The 17,536-nt window shown below is 65.7% G+C and carries 16 protein-coding genes and 1 pseudogene; 10 read left to right on the forward strand and 7 right to left on the reverse strand.

Annotated elements, in window-relative coordinates; all coding sequences use genetic code 11:
- Positions 1–97: 97 nt before the first annotated feature.
- Entirely contained in the window at positions 98–1,108 is a 1,011-nt protein-coding gene (locus tag XH93_RS05420; protein WP_194472725.1) for an aldo/keto reductase, read from the reverse strand.
- A gap of 11 nt (positions 1,109–1,119) precedes the next feature.
- Entirely contained in the window at positions 1,120–1,551 is a 432-nt protein-coding gene (locus XH93_RS05425; RefSeq protein WP_139486952.1) for a PaaI family thioesterase, read from the reverse strand.
- Between the two features lie 86 nt (positions 1,552–1,637).
- Between XH93_RS05425 and XH93_RS05430 the strand changes: the two genes are divergently transcribed.
- Together XH93_RS05430 and XH93_RS05435 are read left to right on the forward strand one after the other, a co-directional pair.
- Positions 1,638–2,267: a CoA pyrophosphatase gene (locus XH93_RS05430; RefSeq protein WP_194472726.1), complete on the forward strand. Its 630-nt coding sequence runs from the start codon at positions 1,638–1,640 to the stop codon at positions 2,265–2,267.
- 14 nt (positions 2,268–2,281) lie between these two features.
- Positions 2,282–3,250, forward strand: a complete 969-nt coding sequence (locus tag XH93_RS05435) for a tripartite tricarboxylate transporter substrate binding protein (RefSeq protein ID WP_210340443.1) — start codon at positions 2,282–2,284, stop codon at positions 3,248–3,250.
- Positions 3,251–3,253: 3 nt separating this feature from the next.
- Here the strand turns inward: XH93_RS05435 and XH93_RS42000 are convergent, their stop codons facing one another.
- Positions 3,254–3,469 (reverse strand): hypothetical protein, encoded by a 216-nt coding sequence (locus XH93_RS42000; RefSeq protein ID WP_246799489.1) that lies wholly within the window; start codon positions 3,467–3,469, stop codon positions 3,254–3,256.
- 144 nt (positions 3,470–3,613) lie between these two features.
- On the opposite strand from XH93_RS42000, the gene XH93_RS05445 reads away from it, so the two are divergent.
- On the forward strand, positions 3,614–4,798 hold the full coding sequence (locus XH93_RS05445) for a hypothetical protein (protein ID WP_194472727.1): 1,185 nt from the start codon (positions 3,614–3,616) through the stop codon (positions 4,796–4,798).
- Between the two features lie 287 nt (positions 4,799–5,085).
- Here XH93_RS05445 and XH93_RS05450 read toward each other — a convergent pair whose 3' ends face one another.
- On the reverse strand, positions 5,086–5,385 hold the full coding sequence (locus XH93_RS05450) for a hypothetical protein (RefSeq protein ID WP_139486925.1): 300 nt from the start codon (positions 5,383–5,385) through the stop codon (positions 5,086–5,088).
- A gap of 207 nt (positions 5,386–5,592) precedes the next feature.
- Here XH93_RS05450 and XH93_RS05455 point away from each other — a divergent pair, with 207 nt between their 5' ends.
- On the forward strand, positions 5,593–6,072 hold the full coding sequence (locus tag XH93_RS05455; protein WP_139486926.1) for a hypothetical protein: 480 nt from the start codon (positions 5,593–5,595) through the stop codon (positions 6,070–6,072).
- A gap of 22 nt (positions 6,073–6,094) precedes the next feature.
- Here XH93_RS05455 and XH93_RS05460 read toward each other — a convergent pair whose 3' ends face one another.
- Together XH93_RS05460 and XH93_RS42005 are read right to left on the reverse strand one after the other, a co-directional pair.
- Positions 6,095–7,312: an EAL domain-containing protein gene (locus XH93_RS05460; protein ID WP_194472728.1), complete on the reverse strand. Its 1,218-nt coding sequence runs from the start codon at positions 7,310–7,312 to the stop codon at positions 6,095–6,097.
- A 444-nt stretch (positions 7,313–7,756) separates the two neighbouring features.
- Positions 7,757–7,954 (reverse strand): annotated as a pseudogene (locus tag XH93_RS42005) (hypothetical protein); the annotation flags it as partial.
- Positions 7,955–8,047: 93 nt separating this feature from the next.
- On the opposite strand from XH93_RS42005, the gene XH93_RS05470 reads away from it, so the two are divergent.
- The 4 genes from XH93_RS05470 to XH93_RS05485 all read left to right on the forward strand — a co-directional run bounded on the left by XH93_RS05470 (position 8,048) and on the right by XH93_RS05485 (position 12,513).
- Entirely contained in the window at positions 8,048–8,995 is a 948-nt protein-coding gene (locus XH93_RS05470; protein WP_194472729.1) for a TAXI family TRAP transporter solute-binding subunit, read from the forward strand.
- Positions 8,996–9,130: 135 nt separating this feature from the next.
- Positions 9,131–11,239, forward strand: coding sequence for a TRAP transporter permease (locus tag XH93_RS05475; protein ID WP_194472730.1), 2,109 nt, complete (start codon positions 9,131–9,133; stop codon positions 11,237–11,239).
- Positions 11,200–11,613: a DUF1850 domain-containing protein gene (locus tag XH93_RS05480; RefSeq protein WP_194472731.1), complete on the forward strand. Its 414-nt coding sequence runs from the start codon at positions 11,200–11,202 to the stop codon at positions 11,611–11,613. Before XH93_RS05475 ends, XH93_RS05480 begins: the two co-directional genes overlap by 40 nt.
- A gap of 93 nt (positions 11,614–11,706) precedes the next feature.
- Positions 11,707–12,513: an SDR family NAD(P)-dependent oxidoreductase gene (locus XH93_RS05485; RefSeq protein WP_194472732.1), complete on the forward strand. Its 807-nt coding sequence runs from the start codon at positions 11,707–11,709 to the stop codon at positions 12,511–12,513.
- Between the two features lie 258 nt (positions 12,514–12,771).
- Here XH93_RS05485 and XH93_RS05490 read toward each other — a convergent pair whose 3' ends face one another.
- A complete protein-coding gene (locus tag XH93_RS05490) occupies positions 12,772–14,316 on the reverse strand; it encodes a sodium:proton antiporter (protein ID WP_194472733.1) in 1,545 nt (514 codons plus the stop codon).
- Positions 14,317–14,453: 137 nt separating this feature from the next.
- On the opposite strand from XH93_RS05490, the gene XH93_RS05495 reads away from it, so the two are divergent.
- Complete coding sequence (locus tag XH93_RS05495) at positions 14,454–15,224, forward strand: hypothetical protein (protein ID WP_194472734.1); 771 nt, start codon at positions 14,454–14,456, stop codon at positions 15,222–15,224.
- Between the two features lie 90 nt (positions 15,225–15,314).
- Entirely contained in the window at positions 15,315–17,222 is a 1,908-nt protein-coding gene (locus tag XH93_RS05500; RefSeq protein ID WP_194472735.1) for a propionyl-CoA synthetase, read from the forward strand.
- Positions 17,223–17,536 lie beyond the last annotated feature (314 nt).

A 17,536-nucleotide genomic window follows, 5' to 3' on the forward strand; every position in this document is an offset into this window, starting at 1 on the left:
TCCGCATATGCGGTGCTATGGATTGCTTCGTCGCAAGCGCTCCTCGCAATGACGGTGGATGGAGCGCGGCTCCAACTCAATCCCGGCGCCGCTGCGATTACTCCGTCCGCGCCCGGCGGCCTTCGATCGGATACGCGGGATCGTTGAAGCCCGGCGTCGAGGGATGGCCGGTGACGACCAGGCGGTCGATCAGCGCCTCGTCCTCCGCGGTGAAGCGGTAGTCGAGCGCGCTGATGTAGTCGTCCCACTGCGCCTCGGTGCGCGGGCCGGCGATCACGGCGCTGACGAACGACGAGTTCAGCACCCACGACACCGCGAACTGCCCGGCGGTGATGCCGCGGGCTTCCGCATGACGCTTGATCTCCTGCGCGAGCTGCAGCGACTCCGGCCGCCACTCGGTCTGCATCATGCGCTTGTCGTTGCGCCCCGCGCGGGTGTCGGCGGGCGGCGCCGCATCGGGCGCGTATTTGCCGGTCAAGACGCCGCGCGCCAGCGGGCTGTAGGGCACGATGCCGAGGCCATAGAAATTGCAGGCCGGAAAATGCTCGACCTCGGGCATCCGGTTCATCGCGTTGTAATAGGGCTGGCTGGCGATCGGGCGGTCGATGCCGAGCCGGTCGCAGATGTTGCAGATCTCGGCGACGCGCCAGGCGCGGTAGTTGGAGACGCCGAAATAGCGCACCTTGCCTGATCGGATCAGGTCGCCGATCGCGCGCACCGTCTCGTCGAGCGGCGTCGTGTGGTCTTCCTTGTGCAGATAGTAGATGTCGATGACATCGGTGCCGAGCCGCTGCAGGCTGGCATCGCAAGCCTGGAACACCCAGCGCCGCGACAGCCCGCCATGGTTGGGATCGTCGCCGATCGGGTTGGCGAGTTTGGTCGCCAGCACCCAGTTCGCGCGCTGGTTGGAAATCGCGCGTCCGACCACTTCCTCGGACTTGCCGCCATTATAGGCGTCGGCGCTGTCGATGAAATTGATGCCGGCCTCGCGCGCTTTGGCGATGATCCGGCCCGACGTCGCCTCGTCGGTGGGCCCGCCGAACATCATGCTGCCGATGCAGATCGGCGATATCTTCAGGCCGCTGCGGCCGAGCTGACGGTATTGCATGGGCAAACTCCCTAGCTCTCAGTCTTCAAAATCTTGAACACGCCATTGGCCATCGCGATGCAGCGCTTCTCGACCGTGACTTCGGTGGTGATGAAGATCAGGCTGCGGGTCGAGCGCACTACGCGCGGGCGGGTTGTGAGGATCTCGCCGATCTTGCCGGCCTCGACGAAATGGGTGTCGAGCTGCACCGTCGCGAGCGTCGGCTTGCCCGAGACGAAACGCGCGGCCATGCCGCAGGCGCGATCGGCAAAGGTCATGATCACGCCGCCCTGCACCAGGCCGCGGCGGTTGTGGTGCTTGTCCTCGGTGATCAGCGCGAGCTCGAGCGAACCGTCCTTCAGCCGCTCCCACAGCGGGCCGATCAGCGACAGGAAGCCGGTGGTTTCGGCGATCTTCCAGCCGTCGGCCTTGAGCTTGTTCGCGGCCAGTTTGTCCGCCGGCATGAGTTGGTCCATGGTCAATGATCGATCGCAGGAGGCATGTGTTGGCAGTCATTTCATCAAACGCTGCAGTGTTGTAGTCAAGGTCAATGGCCCGCTCATTTGACGATGCCACCCGGCGGAATATCGCAGAGCTCTGCGCCGCGTTCACGCGCCTGGCGCCGGCGGATGCCGGACCGATGCTGAAGCGCGCCGCGGTCGCGATCGCGCTGACCGAAGCCGATGATGGCATAGGCACGGCGCTCCTCTTGACCCGCCGCAGCGCCAGCCTGCGCTCGCACCGCGCGCAATGGGCGCTGCCCGGCGGCCGCTGCGATGCCGGCGAGACCCAGGTCCAGTCGGCGCTGCGCGAATTGCACGAGGAGCTCGGAATGGCGCTCGGCGAGCGTGACGTGCTCGGCATGCTCGACGACTATCCGACGCGCTCGGGCTACCTGATCACACCGGTCGTGGTCTGGGCCGGCGCGCGTGCCGCGATCACCCCGAACCCGGACGAGGTTGCCTCGGTGCATCGCATCGGCCTCGATGCGATCGAGGCTGACGACGTCTTTACGTTCGTCACGATCCCCGAGAGCACGCGGCGCGTCATTCGTTTCCGGCTCGGCGGGTCGCATATCCATGCGCCCACGGCCGCATTGATCTATCAATTTCGTGAAGTGCTGGCCGGGCGCAACACCCGCGTCGCCGATCTGGAGCAGCCGGTGTTCGCCTGGAAATAGGGAGGAAAAACATAATGAAAAAATTGATCGTCGCTGTTGCCGCGCTCGCCTTCACCGCGCTGTCGCACGCGGCACAGGCGCAAAACTATCCGGTGCGGCCGATCACGCTGGTGATTCCGTTCGCGCCGGGCGGCAGCACCTCGATCGTCGGCCGCGGCGTCGCCGAGAAGATGGGCGAATTGCTCGGCGAGAAGGTCGTGGTCGACAACCGTCCGGGCGCCGGCGGCACCGTCGGTACCAAGGCGGTGGCCAAGAGCGACCCCGACGGCTACACGCTGCTGCTCGGCTACACCGGCACGCTGGCGATCGGGCCGTCGCTCTACAAGAATGCCGGCTACGACCCGCGCAAGGATTTTGCGCCGATCGGCATGATCGGCAACGCGCCGAACTCGCTGGTGGTGCATCCGTCCTTTCCGGCCAAGTCGGTGGCCGAGCTGATCACCTATGCCAAGGCCAATCCGGGCAAGGTCAATTTCGGCTCGGCCGGCGCCGGCACTGCGAGCCACATCACCGGCGAATATTTCGCGCGCGCCGCCGGCATCACGCTGGTGCACATCCCCTACAAGGGCACGGGCCCGGCGCTGACCGATCTGCTCGGCGGCCACATCCCGATGGCGTTCGCGCCGATCCCGGCGTCGCACACCAATGTCGCGGCGGGCAAGCTGCGCGCGCTCGCGGTGACCAGTTCGGCACGCTCCGGCCTGCTGCCTGATGTGCCGACGATCGCGGAAGCGGGGCTGCCGGGTTTTGACGCCTCGCTTTATTACGGCCTGGTCGCGCCGGCAGGGACGCCGCGGCCGGTGATCGACAAGCTCAACAAGGCGCTGCACGCCGCGCTGACCTCGGAGGAGGTGAAGCGGCAGCTCGGCAATGACGGCACCGACATCACGCCCGGCACGCCGGAGGACTATGCCGATTTCATCGACAAGGATGAGAAGAAGTGGGCGCAGCTGGTCAAGGCGAGCGGCGTCGAGCAGGAGTGAACATCACTGGGCGTGCGGCTTGCGCCGCTGCGCCCGCACGGCCTTCGGCGGCACGGTGGCTGCCTTCGCCTCGGGTTCCGGCGGCGCCCGCGACACGTTGTCGTAACAGGTGAGGCGCGAGCGCGTATCCGGAAAAGTGGCGCAATCCGGACGCTCGGCGCGCGCCGGCGCCGCGAGCGTCAGCAAGGTCGCGGCGGCGAGCCAGATCGTCATTCTCATCGGCGCCTCCATCCGTGCGGGGATCGCTCGTGTCACAGAACACCGCATCCTTACGGATATTCGCGGCCGCATCGCGGCATCCCGCCGCTCTCGGGCCGCCCAATTCCGGGCTGACTTCGCGGCTGCGCTTGCTACAAGGGGGCGATGCGCCCGCAATTGATTCGCCTCTGTTCAGGATTTTTCGCGCTCGCGCTGACCGCGGGTGCGCCGCAGGTCGTGGCCGCGGAACTGCCGCCGTCCGTCGCGGGCGCGATGGCGCAGGGGGCGTCACCGCAGGCGATCGCGGAATATCGCCGCAAGCTGAAGGAATATCTGGAAGCCCGGGCCGCGTTCGATCAGGAGGCGAGCGCCTACTGGAACGCGATCTCCGAGAAGCGGCGCGGCCGCAATGCCAAGCGCCGCGAGCGCATTCAGATCACGCTCGACGATTACGTGCTGGAGCACCCGCCGCTCTACACGGGTCCGAAGCGGCCGGTGAATCCGGAGCCGGAGGAGACGCCGGAACGCCCCGAGAAAAGGCCGATTCCCGTGGTCGCCGATTTCGTCGCCGCGGCGCAGGAACTCTATCAGTTCACGCCGCAGCGCCCCGCCAACGAGATCGAGTTCAAGCGCGCCTATGCGCGCTACGCGCTCGCGTCAGGCCTGACGCGCGAGCAGGCGGTGCGGGTCTATTCGTTCGAGACCGGCGGCACCGGCAGTTACGACGTGCAATCGGGCATCGAGCATGGCGGCAAGCGCGCGATCTCGACCGCGATCGGCTACAATCAGCTGCTGACCACCAACAGCGTCGAGCTGCTCGCCGAGCAGGGCCACGAACTGGTTCGCGCACTCGCCGAAAAGGTCGCCCAGACCTCGGGGCCGCCACGCAAATCGCTCGAGCACAAGCTGGCGGTGCTGAAACGCATGGTGGCGCAGGCCAAGGCGGTGCCCGACACCTGGTCGGAGCACGAGAAGATCGGCAACACGCCGCAGGGCTGGGCCATGCACGCCATGGTGCTCGACATCGACGTCGGCCCGATGCTGCAGACCCACAAGCTGCTGACCTCGGTGATCTTCGCCCGCAACAAGGGCTACGGCCGGCCGCTCACCGCGGCCGAACTCGAGATGATGAACCTGACCGGCGACGGCACCGGGCTCGACATGGTGACCATGCCGCAGGCAATGCGCGAGCAGGTGCCGACCGCGAACTTCTTCCAGCGCTCCGGCTATGAGCGCAATCCGGTCGCGATCCGCCACAACACGGTGGCGAAGCTGCTCGCGGTCACCAACGAGCGGATGGACTTCAACAGCAACAAGCCCGGTGCGAGAGAGCTCGCCACGGCGTTCTGACGCCCAGAGCGCGATGTGGTTACGTTGAATCGGTTTGACCGCGGGTTCGGTCCACCTCTCCCCGGCGGGGAGAGGTCGATTTGCGCAGCAAATCGGGTGAGGGGCTGCAGCACTAACGAGGGAGCGTAACCCCTCACCCGGCGCTGCGCGCCGACCTCTCCCAAGGGAGAGGTGAACTTTCCATGCTGCGCCAGCTCAACCTAATCTCATCGCGCTCCACCGCTTCGCACTTTGCGCTAACGCGGCCCTTCGGGTCCGGATCATGCTTTGGCGGGAGAGGGAAGGGGTTAGTTCGAACCGAACATGAACTTGCCGTCACCCTCGAGATAGGGGCCGGAGCGCATATAGAGCTGGCCGTTCTGGCCGATGAAGAACAGCGTGCCCCGCGGCACCTTCTTGGCGCCCTTCAGCAGCGTGCCGGCATTGTTGGTGCCCATCTTGTAGGACCAGGTCTTGCCCTCCTTGTCATAGGCGTAGCCCATGTCGGGCTTCAGCTCCCACGGCGTGGCGCTCTGCGCGAAGGCGGGCGCGGTCAGCGTGGCAAGGGCAGCGATTGTCAAAAAGGTCTTGGTTGAAATACGTGTCATGATCCACCTCACGGCTGAAAAATGCGTGTTGTCCCCATCGTTTCTGAACAAATCACGAACGCTGTTGCGTCGTCAATACGACAAAGGTGCGCGGTCGCTCACACCCTCCGCGACTTTGTGATTTCCCGCCGCAAGCTTGGCGACTATCTTCGCGTTACCGTTTACAAACGCGTTGATTGCCAGAAACACAGGTTGGGGATGGTCAGGATGCATCACGTCATGAAGATCGGTTTCGGTGTCGCTCTGTCGTTCATGACGCTGGCTTCGGTCGCGCAAGCCGACGAGTTCAAGCTGTCCAACAACCAGCGGATTTCCTGCAGCCGCGGCCTGTCGGCCGGTAAGCTCAACACCGCCACCTGCCGCTCCTATGCGTATCTGTTCAACGCCAAGACCTCGGAATACTTCCGCTGCCAGGTCTCGCTGGCGCTGACGCGGGACAACAAGGAGGTCATCAACGTCCAGGCCGACGGCGGCTGCACCAAGAAGCCGCGGATCTTCGACACCGACGGCAATTATTCGTTCGACGCCACCGAGACCGAGCCGCCGAACACCAACTCGTTCTTCGGTCCCGGCGGCTATGCGATCTGGGCGAGCGACAACACCACCCAGAAGATCCGCGGCTGCATCACCATCTCGTCCGGCCTCGGCTCCGACATCTCCAAGTGCCTCGACATGACGTTTCAGTGACGCCTGACCGGCGCGCAGCCCGTTACGAATCGGGCTGCGGGCCTGATGCCAGCGAGACCCGCGACCGCGCGAACTTCTTGACGCCCATCGGCTTGCCGAACAGGTAGCCCTGGACCAGGTCGAAATCCATCTCGTGCGCGGCAAGGAAATCCGAGCGCGTCTCGACGCCCTGCGCGACCACCAGCGCGCCGTTGTCGTGGGCGAGCTCGACGATCCGGCGGCACACCGTCTGCTTGAGGCGCTGGTCGGCGCAGCCGGTGACGAACTGGTGATCGACCTTCACCTCGACGAAGGGGAAGCTATCCAGCCCCAGCAGCGACGGCCAGTTGGCGCCGACATTGTCGATCGAGATCGCGATGTTGTGCAGCCGCACCCGCCTTGCGACGTCGATCGCAAGATCGAGGTTGTCGATCACCTCGCCGCTGTCGATCTCGATCAGAAGGCCCGCGAATGCCGGATGATCCGGCATCCGCCGGCACAGCTCGCGCACCGCATCGTCGTCGGCGAGAAACGAGACCGGCAGGTTGATCGAGAGGTTGACCGGGCCGATCTGTTCCACCAGATAGCGCCAGTCCTCGATCGCGCGCTCGATCACGAAGTGCGACAGGGCATTGAAATGCGGGTCGCCGTCATCGGGAATGAAGTAGGCCGGCGGAACCACGCCCCAGGCGGGATGGCGCATCCTTATCAGCGCCTCCGCGCCGCTCGGCGCCAGGGTTCTGAGCTGGATCTTCTGCTGGTACCAGAGTTCGAGCCAGCCGGCCTTGAGCGCTTCGGGCACGTCCACGGCCGGACTCGGCGCCGGCTCGACCGGCATCAGCGAGGCCAGGCTGTCGCGCAGCGTTCCGGCGCTGAACGGCGTCGAGAGCGCCGGCAGCATGGCGATCCCGTACTCGTCGCCGATCTGGCGGACGGCCTTGACGATGATCGAGTCCGGTTGACCGATCACCAGGACCTTGCCGCCATAGTCCTTTCTCACCAAAGTCTCGAGAATTTTACTGACTTCGATGCCGTCCACGGACACGCCGAGCACCAAAAGATCCGGCCGTTCCGCGTCCAGCACGGTGTCAAGCTCGGCGGCCTGAGCGCAGTCGCTGGTGATGAAACCGAGGTCTTCCAGCGCCTCCGCCAGGAAGGTGCGAAGGTGCTTTTTGCTGTCCGCAATGCATGCGCGCGGAGTCAGCTTGCGATGCCCGAACCAACCGGCCCGTGCGTGTCCGATGTGACTGACGTGATTCATGCCCCGCCTTTTTTTGGAATTACCCCGGCGCAAGTCGTACAACTACGGGGTGGCGGCAATCATGGAAATTTCAGGGTTATACAAGCGTTGCTTCGCTAACCTTAAAGCCGACAATTCGAATTAAATTGCGATCGAACGACACCGCGAGAGCGCCATGTCGCCTGCAATAAAGGCGTCATCCGACCTTCATCGCCACTTCATGATCGCAGCCGGAATGCACCGTTGTCGTGTGTCATCGCGAGACCGCGTTAATGCCTGTGTTGATGCGCCGCTACAGGCGCGAATCTGCACCATTGCTGAACAGCAGATCGTGTCGCGCGTCCCGAATCACGGCGCGCGCAACGCGTGGCCAGCGATCGCGACTTGATCGGGCGACGAGCCGCGCAAGCTGGTTCGCCGCGTCGATACGGCAGAGCGAGAGGTCGCGGCCGTCGCAATGTCTCCGCGCTCGGTCAGCAGGTAGATCGCGAGATAGGGGCCGAGCCCGTCGCGCACATCGGCGAGGAAGAAGTTCAGCGCATCGAGCGCGCGCCCCACGGTCGGCCCGGACGGCTGCAAATCATACCTCGCTGGCAGGTTGCGCCTCTCAACCCGCGCGGCAGGCGGAGAGTTCCCGGCATCTTCCGAAAGCAGTGCTGGCATACCGAATTTTGCCCGGCATGCGTCGTTTGGATGGCTTGACCCGGCGGGGACACAAGGCCAACGTCCGCCCGGCTTAAGGGGAGAATAATACTCATGAATTGGAAGTTGGTGGCGGCCGCGACCGTGGCAGCCAGCGTGCTCGCCGCGCCTGTCGCGCGGGCCGAGCAGTTCATTAACGTGCTGACTGGCGGAACCTCCGGCGTCTACTATCCGCTCGGCGTCGCGATGGGGAAAATCTACGGCGACAAGATCCCTGGCGTGAAGACCCAGGTGCAGGCCACCAAGGCCTCGGTCGAGAACCTGGTGCTGCTGCAGCAGGGCCGCGGCGAGATCGCCTTCACGCTCGGCGATTCGCTGAAGGCGGCCTGGGAGGGCGATGCCGAAGCCGGCTTCAAGACCAAGCTCGACAAGCTGCGCACCATCGGCGCGATCTACCCGAACTACATCCAGATCGTCGCCACCGCCGAAAGCGGCATCAAGACGCTGGCCGATCTGAAGGGCAAGAGCCTGTCGGTCGGCGCGCCGAAGTCCGGCACCGAGCTGAACTCGCGCGCCATCCTTGCGGCCGCCGGCATGAGCTACAAGGACCTCGGCAAGGTCGAATATCTGCCGTTCGCCGAGTCGGTCGACCTGATGAAGAACCGCCAGCTCAACGCCACGCTGCAGTCCGCTGGCCTCGGCGTCGCCTCGCTGAAGGACCTCTCGACCTCGACCGACATCACCGTGGTCGCGGTGCCGAAGGAAACCGTCGACAAGATCGGCCCGCCCTTCGTCTCCGTCGTCATCCCGGCCAACACCTATACCGGCCAGGACAAGGACGTGCAGACCGCTGCGGTGGTGAACTATCTCGTCACCTCCAGCGCGGTGTCGGATGAGCTGGCCTATCAGATGACCAAGCTGGTCTATGATTCGCTGCCCGAGCTCGCCAACGCCCATGCCGCCGGCAAGGAGATCAAGCTCGAGGCCGCCGCGACCGGCAGCCCGGTGCCGTTGCACCCGGGCGCGATCCGCTATTACAAGGAAAAGGGCCTGATCAAGTAAGGCTGTTACGCTTCGAGGGTGTCATGGCCGGGCTTGACCCGGCCATCCATCTTTCTAAAGAGCCTATTTTTCGATGGATGCGCGGGTCAAGCCCGCGCATGACGTGCAGGGGACGCACGGCGGGGGACTGATTCAATGCAGCAGCAGCTTGAGGGCGCCGAGCCCGTCAAGGTCGAATTCGACAATTTCGAGCATGGCTTTCCGGAAGGGTTTGGCCCTGGCGGCTGGGGCTATCTGGCCTATGCGGTCGGCCTCGCCTTCGCGGTATTCCAGCTCTATGTCGCGGCCTTCAACTACCTGCCGAGCCAGGTGGTGCGCGGCGTCCATGTCGGCTTCCTGATCCTCCTGACCTTCGGCCTGATCGGCAATTTCACCGCCAAGACCGATTTCGGCCGCGCGGTGAGCTGGATCGTCGGCGCCGCCGGCTTCCTCTGCGGGCTCTATCAGTGGATCTTCTACGCCGACCTGATCGCCCGCGACGGCGATCCGACCACCACCGACCTTGCGGTCGGCACGCTGCTCGCGGTGCTGATCTTCGAGGGCACGCGGCGGCTGATGGGCGCGGCGCTGCCGCTGATGTGCGGCGCCTGCCTGCTGTACTGGTTCTTCGGGCAATATCTGCCGTCGCCGCTCAATCATCGCGGCTATGATTTCGACCAGATCGTCACCCATCTGTCGTTCGGCACCGAAGGTTTTTACGGCGTGCCGATCTACGTCTCGGCGACCTACATCTTCCTGTTCATCCTGTTCGGCTCGTTCCTGGAGCGCGCCGGCATGATCCAGCTGTTCACCGACGTCTCGCTCGGGCTGTTCGGCCGCACCCGCGGCGGGCCGGCCAAGGTCGCGGTGTTCGCCTCGGGCATGATGGGCACGATCTCGGGCTCCGGCGTCGCCAACGTCGTCACCGTCGGCCAGTTCACGATTCCGCTGATGATCAAGTTCGGCTATCGCCGCGCCTTCGCCGCCGGCGTCGAGGCCACCGCCTCGATGGGCGGACAGATCATGCCGCCGGTGATGGGCGCGGTCGCCTTCATCATGGCGGAGACGCTCGGCGTGCCCTATTCGGAAATCGTCAAGGCCGCGGTGATCCCGGCGATCCTGTATTTCGCCTCGGCGTTCTGGATGGTGCATCTGGAGGCCGGCAAGCACGGCCTGGTCGGCATGAAGCGCTCGGAAATCCCGAGCGCCTGGAAGGCGCTGGTGGCGCGCTGGTACCTGGTGTTGCCGCTGGCAGCCCTGGTCTACATGCTGTTCGAGGGTTTTACCCCGCTCTATGCCGGCAGCATGGGGCTCGCGCTCACCGTGGCGCTGATCCTCGGCGCCAGCATCACGCTCGGCTTTTCCAACACCGTGATCCGCTACGTGTTCTGGATCGGGCTCGCGCTGGTGGTCGCCGCGGTGTCGCGCAAGGGGCTCGAGATCATTCCGGTCGCCAGCGTCGTCGCCGGCCTGATCGTGATCGCCGCGATCACGCGCGGCGGCCGCGCCACGCTCAAAGCCTGCCGCGACTCGCTCGCCGACAGCGCCAAGTCGGCGCTGACCGTCGGCATGGCCTGCGCCATCGTCGGCACCATCATCGGCATGATGACGCAGACCGGCGTCGGCACCATCTTCGGCAGCTGGATCATCGGGCTCGGCGCGAAAAGCCTGTTCCTGGCGCTGATCATGACCATGCTGCTGTCGATCCTGCTCGGCACCGGTATCCCGACGATTCCGACCTACATCATCACCGCCGCGCTCGCCGCGCCGGCGCTGGCAAAGCTCGGCGTGCCGCTGATCGCGAGCCACATGTTCGCGTTCTACTACGGCATCATGGCCGACCTCTCGCCGCCGGTGGCGCTGGCCGCGCTGGCGGCGGCGCCGATCGCCAAGGAGAACCCGGACAAGATCGGCTGGGAGGCGATGCGGATCGCGCTCGCCGGCTACGTCATTCCGTTCATCTTCGTGTATTCGCCGGCGCTGATGCTGCAGAGCGGAGACCCGATGCAGGCGCAACTCGGCTTCTACGGCGCGGTGGCGCTGGCGACCTTCAAGGCGCTGGTGGCGATCGGGCTGTTCGGCATCGTCGCGATCGGCTTCCTGTTCACGCGGCTCACTTTGATCGAGATCGCGATCGCGTTCGCGGCGGCGCTGTGCCTGCTCGGCGATTTCCCGTTCTCGGACACTGCGGGCTTTACGCTGGCGGCGGCGGTCGTGCTGTGGCAATGGCGGCAGCGCCCGCGCAACGCGGTGGCGGCGGCTTGAGCCTCTGCCTCGCCTCCGCAGGCGTGGTGAAGACGCTGTCGGTGGCGGCGTTCACGCTCGCCTGGACCCATTCGATCGAGAAGACCGCCTGGCAGGAGGATTGGCTGATCACATCAGCCGGCCTCGAACTGACGCAGGCCCGCATCAAGGGCACCGGCGCCGGCATGGAGCCGCCGCCGGAGGCGCGGCTCGTCGGCGGCTGGTTTCAATGGTCGCCGCCGCCGCTGCCTCGGCCGGAAGTCGTGCTCGGCAATTCCGGCGCCGCCGGCGAATGGCTTCTGTGCCACGCGGGACGCTGCCAGACGCTATCGGAGATTTTCGGCCATCCGATCGGTGTTAATGTCACCACGATGAGCGCTTGCGACAATCCGTAGCCCGGATGGAGCGCAGCGTAATCCGGGAACAGCGGCCCCGGATTGCGCTGCGCTTCATCCGGGCTACAAGCAACAACAAGGGGAGAACAACCGATGGATCGGCTCAAGGGCAAGGTTGCGATGGTGGTCGGCGCAGGCTCGATCGGGCCCGGCTGGGGCAATGGCAAGGCGACCGCCGTGACCTTCGCGCGCGAGGGCGCCAGCGTGTTCTGCGTCGATCGCAACGGCGCGGCCGCCGAGGAGACCGCCGGCCTCATCACCGGCGAGGGCGGCAAGGCCACCGCGTTCACCGCCGACGTCTCGCGCGCCGCCGAGGTCGAGGCGATGGTCGCGGCCTGCCTGAAGACCTACGGCCGCATCGACGTGCTCGACAACAATGTCGGCATCGCCGAGGTCGGCAGCGTGGTCGAGGTCGCGGAGGCCGAATGGGACCGCGTGTTCGCGGTCAATCTCAAGAGCGCCTACCTGTCGATGAAGCACGTCATTCCCGTGATGATCAAGCAGGGCGGCGGCTCGATCATCAACATCTCCTCGATCGCCTCGATCCGCCATGTCGGCATCTCCTATGTCAGCTACAACGCCAGCAAGGCGGCGATGAACCAGATGACGCGCTCGACCGCGGTCGAGTTCGCCTCCAGGCACGTCCGCGTCAACGCCATCCTGCCGGGACTGATGAAGACGCCGATGGTCGCGCATTCGGCGGGGCTGGCGCAGAGCTATGCCAAGGGCGACGTCGAGGCGATGTGGCGCGCCCGCGACGCCCAGGTGCCGATGGGCCATATGGGCGACGCCTGGGACGTCGCCAACGCTGCGCTGTTCCTCGCCTCCGACGAATCGAAATACGTCACCGGCATCGAGCTCGTGGTCGACGGCGGCATCACCAGCAAGTCGGGCGCGTAGGTCTACTGCGTCGCGAGCCATAGCGCTGGCTATTGACCCGTCATCCCCGCGCAAAGGCTACGCCTTTGTCGCTGGAGGTGCGAGCTCTTGCGAGCCTCGAAGGATGCACGGCCACCAGACGGGCCGTCGACCCTTCGAGGGCCGCTGAAGAAGCGGCCACCTCAGGGTGACGGATCGGACAGCGGTACACAGTGTCGTCCCGGGCTTCGCCGGGACGACGCGTGGAGAGAGTTGCACCGCCCATCTCTAACGCTCCCATCACGCCTCGGCGCTGAGCTCGGCGCGATCGAGCTCTTCCTCGACCAGATGGAAGGCATCGTCGCCGATCGCTTCGGTATGGCGCAGATTGAGCAGCGCGCGGCGCGCCGCTGCAATGGCGCGACGGCGCAGCGGGTCGGCCGGAAGTTCGCCCGAGGCGACGCCGCCATCCGGCTCGTTTTCGGCGCGCAGCAGCACGGCGCGGTATTCGAGCCTGAGAATCTCGGCTTCCTCGGACGGATCCGCATCGATCTCGTCCAGCGCCGCGCGAATGGCGATGCCGCGGGCATGCGCGGCTTCGCGCGCCACCGGGTCGTCGTCATCGAACTTCAGCGCCAGGATCAGCGGCCGCAGCGTCAGGCCCTGGATCACCAGCGAGCCCAGCACCACGGCAAACGCCGTCAGCAGGATCAGGTCGCGATACGGAAAATACTCGGGCAGCGCGAAGGCGGCTGCCAGCGTGACGATGCCGCGCATCCCGCACCAGGACACGACGATGCTGCGCCGCGACGACGGCACGGCCGCGACCACGTATGACGGAAGCAGGTCGTGCGATTTCAGGACGCGCAGGAACGCGCCATAGGACATCACCCAGGCGATCCGGATGAAGATCACCACGGCGAGGATGATCGCGGCAAAGCTGCAATATTTGAACCGCACCTCGTCGTCGAGCCCGGACCAGATCGGACCCAGCTGCATGCCGATCAGCATGAAGGCGAGCACGTTGAGCACGAAGACGACGGTTTCCCACACCGTGTAGGACGAGACGCGCAGCCGCGCCGAGGTGCTGGCCGGCGCGGCGCGGGCGATGGTGATCGCATAGGCGATGATGGTGAGGATGCCGGACAGCCCGACATGCTCGGCGACGATCCACACCATGAAAGTGCCGCCGAACTGCGTGATGATCGCGCTCGGCGCCTCGGTGATGCGGCGCGTGATCATCATCCAAATCTGCGCGAAGATGTAGCCGGCGGCGAGGCTGCCGGCCAGCGCCACCGCGAGCGACGGCACGAATTCGCGCACCTTCATGTGCTCGGCGACGACCAGGCCGACCGCGACGCGATAGATCAGAAGCGCACTGGCGTCGTTGAGCAGGCTTTCGCCCTCGAGGATCTTCTGGATCCGATAGGGCAGCTTTACCTGGCGCAGGATCGCGGTGGCCGCGGCGGCGTCGGGCGGCGCGACGATGGCGCCGAGCGCGATCGCGACCGGCCAGGGCATATCGGGGCGCAGCCAGCGCGCGACCACCGCAACCCCCACCGTGGTGATGCCGACCGCGACCACCACCAGCGTCGTGACCGGCAGCCAGTTGTTGCGCAGGTCGCGCAGCGAGGTATCGAAGGCGGCGTCCAGCAGCACCGGGGCCACGAACAGCGCCAGCGCCAGTTTCGGTTCCAGCGCCCAGGACGGGCCCGACGGCAGGAAGGCCAGCAGCATGCCGCCGATCGCAAGGAACGTCGGATAGGGCACCTTGAGCCTCCGCGCCAGCGCCGACAGCGCAACGGCCGCGAGCAGCAGTCCGATGATCCATTCGAATGTGAGCAAGCCGAACCCCCGTGCGCCGATCGTCGCAATTGACGTATAATCCAGCGTGTGGTTTTGCGGCAATTGCTACGCGGTCCGGATGGCGGGCTGCCTGGCGGGTTCAGGCGCGGGACAGGGACGCCTCGTCGGCGATCGTGATGCGACGCAATTCTGCAAATTGGAGGCTGTCGCTGTTCGGCGTCTGCCTGTCATGCATGCTGTTTGCCGATCTCGCGCGCGCGACCAGCAGCGAGCCCGGCAAGGACGTTGAGGCCGATCCCGGCCGCTGTGTCGCGGCGGCCGCTTCAGGCGATGACGACAAGACCATCGAGGTCTGCGGTTCCCTGATCGACAACGAGAAGGCGGAGCGGTCCGATCGCGCAAGGGCGCTGATGGCGCGCGCTGCGGCGTATGATCGCAAGCAGATGATCGATCGCGCAATCACGGACTACGATGTTGCGCTCAGGTTCGATCCGTCGCTCACTGACGCCTACAATGCGCGCGGCGAGCTCTGGCGCCGGAAGGGCGACCGGCGCAGGGCGATCATGGATTTCGGCGCCGCGGTCAAGCTCGATCCCAACCATGCGGCGGCCAAGGCCAACTACAAATCGCTGTCGCTGGAGCTGGAGCGGATCGGCGCGATGATGGCGGTGGCCGGCAAGCCGAGCTTCGATTGCCGCAAGGCGCGCCGGCCGGTGGAGAAGGCGATCTGCGCCAATCCCGAGCTCGCCGACCTCGACCGCGAGGTCAACGCCTCCAACGTCCGGGCGATCCGCGAAGCGCAAAACCCGCGCCAGGCGCGCGAGCTGCAGCGCGAGCAGGACCAGTTCATCGCCCGCCCCAATGCCGAATTCGGCAAACCGGGCTACGACCTGCAGAAGGCGATGCGCGAGCGGCTGCAGCAGATCAACGGGGTCGACGGATACTAGCCCGTGCCGCCGTGATTTCGGCTTGAAACGCCGCCGCTTCCCGTGACAATGGTCGATCAACAACGCGCGACCAGCGCGAGGGAGAACGCCATGAACATCCAGACGGGCCGGTATCATGAGGTGCATGCCCGCTCGCTCCGGGACCCCGAGGGGTTTTGGGCGGAAGCGGCGCGCGAGATCGACTGGATCGAGCCGGCGAAGCAGATCTTCGATCCAGCGGTGGGGACCTATGGCCGCTGGTTCAGCGGCGCCGTGGTCAACACCTGCTACAACGCGCTGGATCGCCATGTCGCCGGTGGCCGCGCCGACCAGGTCGCGCTGCTGCACGATTCGACGCTGACCAACACCATCACCAAATTCACCTATGCCGAGCTCCTGAAAGAGGTGCAGGCGCTCGCCGCCGTGATGCAGGATTTCGGCGTGGCGAAGGGCGATCGCGTTATCCTCTATATGCCGATGGTGCCGGAGGCCGTGGTCGCGATGCTGGCCTGCGCGCGGATCGGCGCGGTGCACAGCGTGGTGTTCGGCGGCTTTGCGGCCAAGGAGCTGGCGAGCCGGATCGACGACGCCAAGCCGAAACTGATCTTCTCGGCGAGCTGCGGGCTCGAGCCCGGCCGCATCGTGCAGTACAAGCCGCTGCTCGACGAGGCGATCCGGCTTGCCGGCGCGAAGCCCGAGGCCTGCATCATCCTGCAGCGGCCGCAGCACGGCTGCGAGCTCACCGCGGGCCGCGACCATGACTGGGCGACATTGCGCCGCACCGCGCTCGACGCCGGCAAGGCCGCACCCTGCGTGCCGGTGCTGGCGACCGATCCGCTCTACATCCTTTATACGTCGGGCACCACGGGCGTTCCGAAGGGCGTGGTGCGCGACAATGGCGGGCATCTCGTTGCGCTGAAATGGTCGATGTACAACCTCTATGGCGTGAAGCCGGGCGAGGTCTGGTGGTGCGGCTCCGACATCGGCTGGGTGGTCGGCCACAGCTACATCGTCTACGGCCCGCTGATCCATGGCGCGACCTCGATCATGTATGAGGGCAAGCCGGTCGGCACGCCCGATGCCGGCGCGTTCTGGCGCGTGATAAGCGAGCACAGAGCGGTGGCGCTGTTCACCGCGCCGACCGCGTTCCGCGCCATCAAGAAGGAAGACCCCGAGGGCAAGCTGATCCGCAAGTACGATCTGTCGAGCTTCCGCACCCTGTTCCTCGCCGGCGAGCGCGCCGATCCGCCGACGGTGGAATGGGCGGAGCAGCAGCTCAAGGTGCCCGTGATCGATCACTGGTGGCAGACCGAGACCGGCTGGTGCATCGCCGGCAATCCGGTCGGCCTCGGCATGCTGCCGGTCAAGCACGGCTCGCCGACGGTGCCGATGCCGGGCTACCAGGTCGACGTGGTGGACGAATCGGCGAAGCCGGTGCCGGCCGGCACCATGGGCTCGATCGTGATCAAGCTGCCGATGCCGCCGGCTTGCCTGCCGACGCTGTGGCAGCAGGACGATCGCTTCAAGGAGGCGTATCTCTCGGAATTCCCCGGCTACTACAAGACGTCGGATGCCGGCTACCGCGACCAGGACGGCTACGTCTGGGTGATGGGCCGCACCGACGACATCATCAATGTCGCCGGCCACCGGCTCTCCACCGGCGGCATGGAGGAGATTCTGGCCTCGCATCCCGACGTCGCCGAATGCGCCGTGCTCGGCATCAAGGACAACATCAAGGGCGAGGTGCCCTGCGGCTTCCTGGTGCTGAAGGCGGGCGTCAGCAAGCGCCCCGATGACGTCGAGAAGGAGGTGGTGGCGCTGGTGCGCGACAAGCTCGGCCCGGTCGCCGCCTTCAAGCTCGCGATCACGGTGGCGCGGCTGCCGAAAACCCGCTCCGGCAAAATCCTGCGCGGCACCATCAAGAAGATCGCCGACGGCGAACCCTGGACCATGCCGGCGACGATCGAGGATCCCAAGGTGCTGGATGAGATCGGCGATGCGCTGAAGGGGAAGGTGTGATCGTCATTGCGAGGAGCCAACGGGTCGCGCGAACGCGCGCCCGATGACAGGCTCCGCGACGAAGCAATCCATGCTCACCACTTGCTGGGAAGGATGGATTGCTTCCGCCTTCGCCAAGGCTTCGGTGGACAAGTCGCTTTGCGCGCAATGACGGGCACCGAGAGAGCACGTCGTGCGGCCACCCCTCTCCCTAACCCTCCCCCGCAAGGGGGGAGGGAACCCTTCCACCGGTGCTTCCCTCACGACAACACAGCCAGACGACGCTGAGGCTCATTGGTGCGAGTCTCACGACGTAAGGTGAGCACACCAGTCAG

It is taken from the genome of Bradyrhizobium sp. CCBAU 51753 (assembly GCF_015291565.1).
Classification (GTDB): Bacteria; Pseudomonadota; Alphaproteobacteria; order Rhizobiales; family Xanthobacteraceae; genus Bradyrhizobium; species Bradyrhizobium ivorense.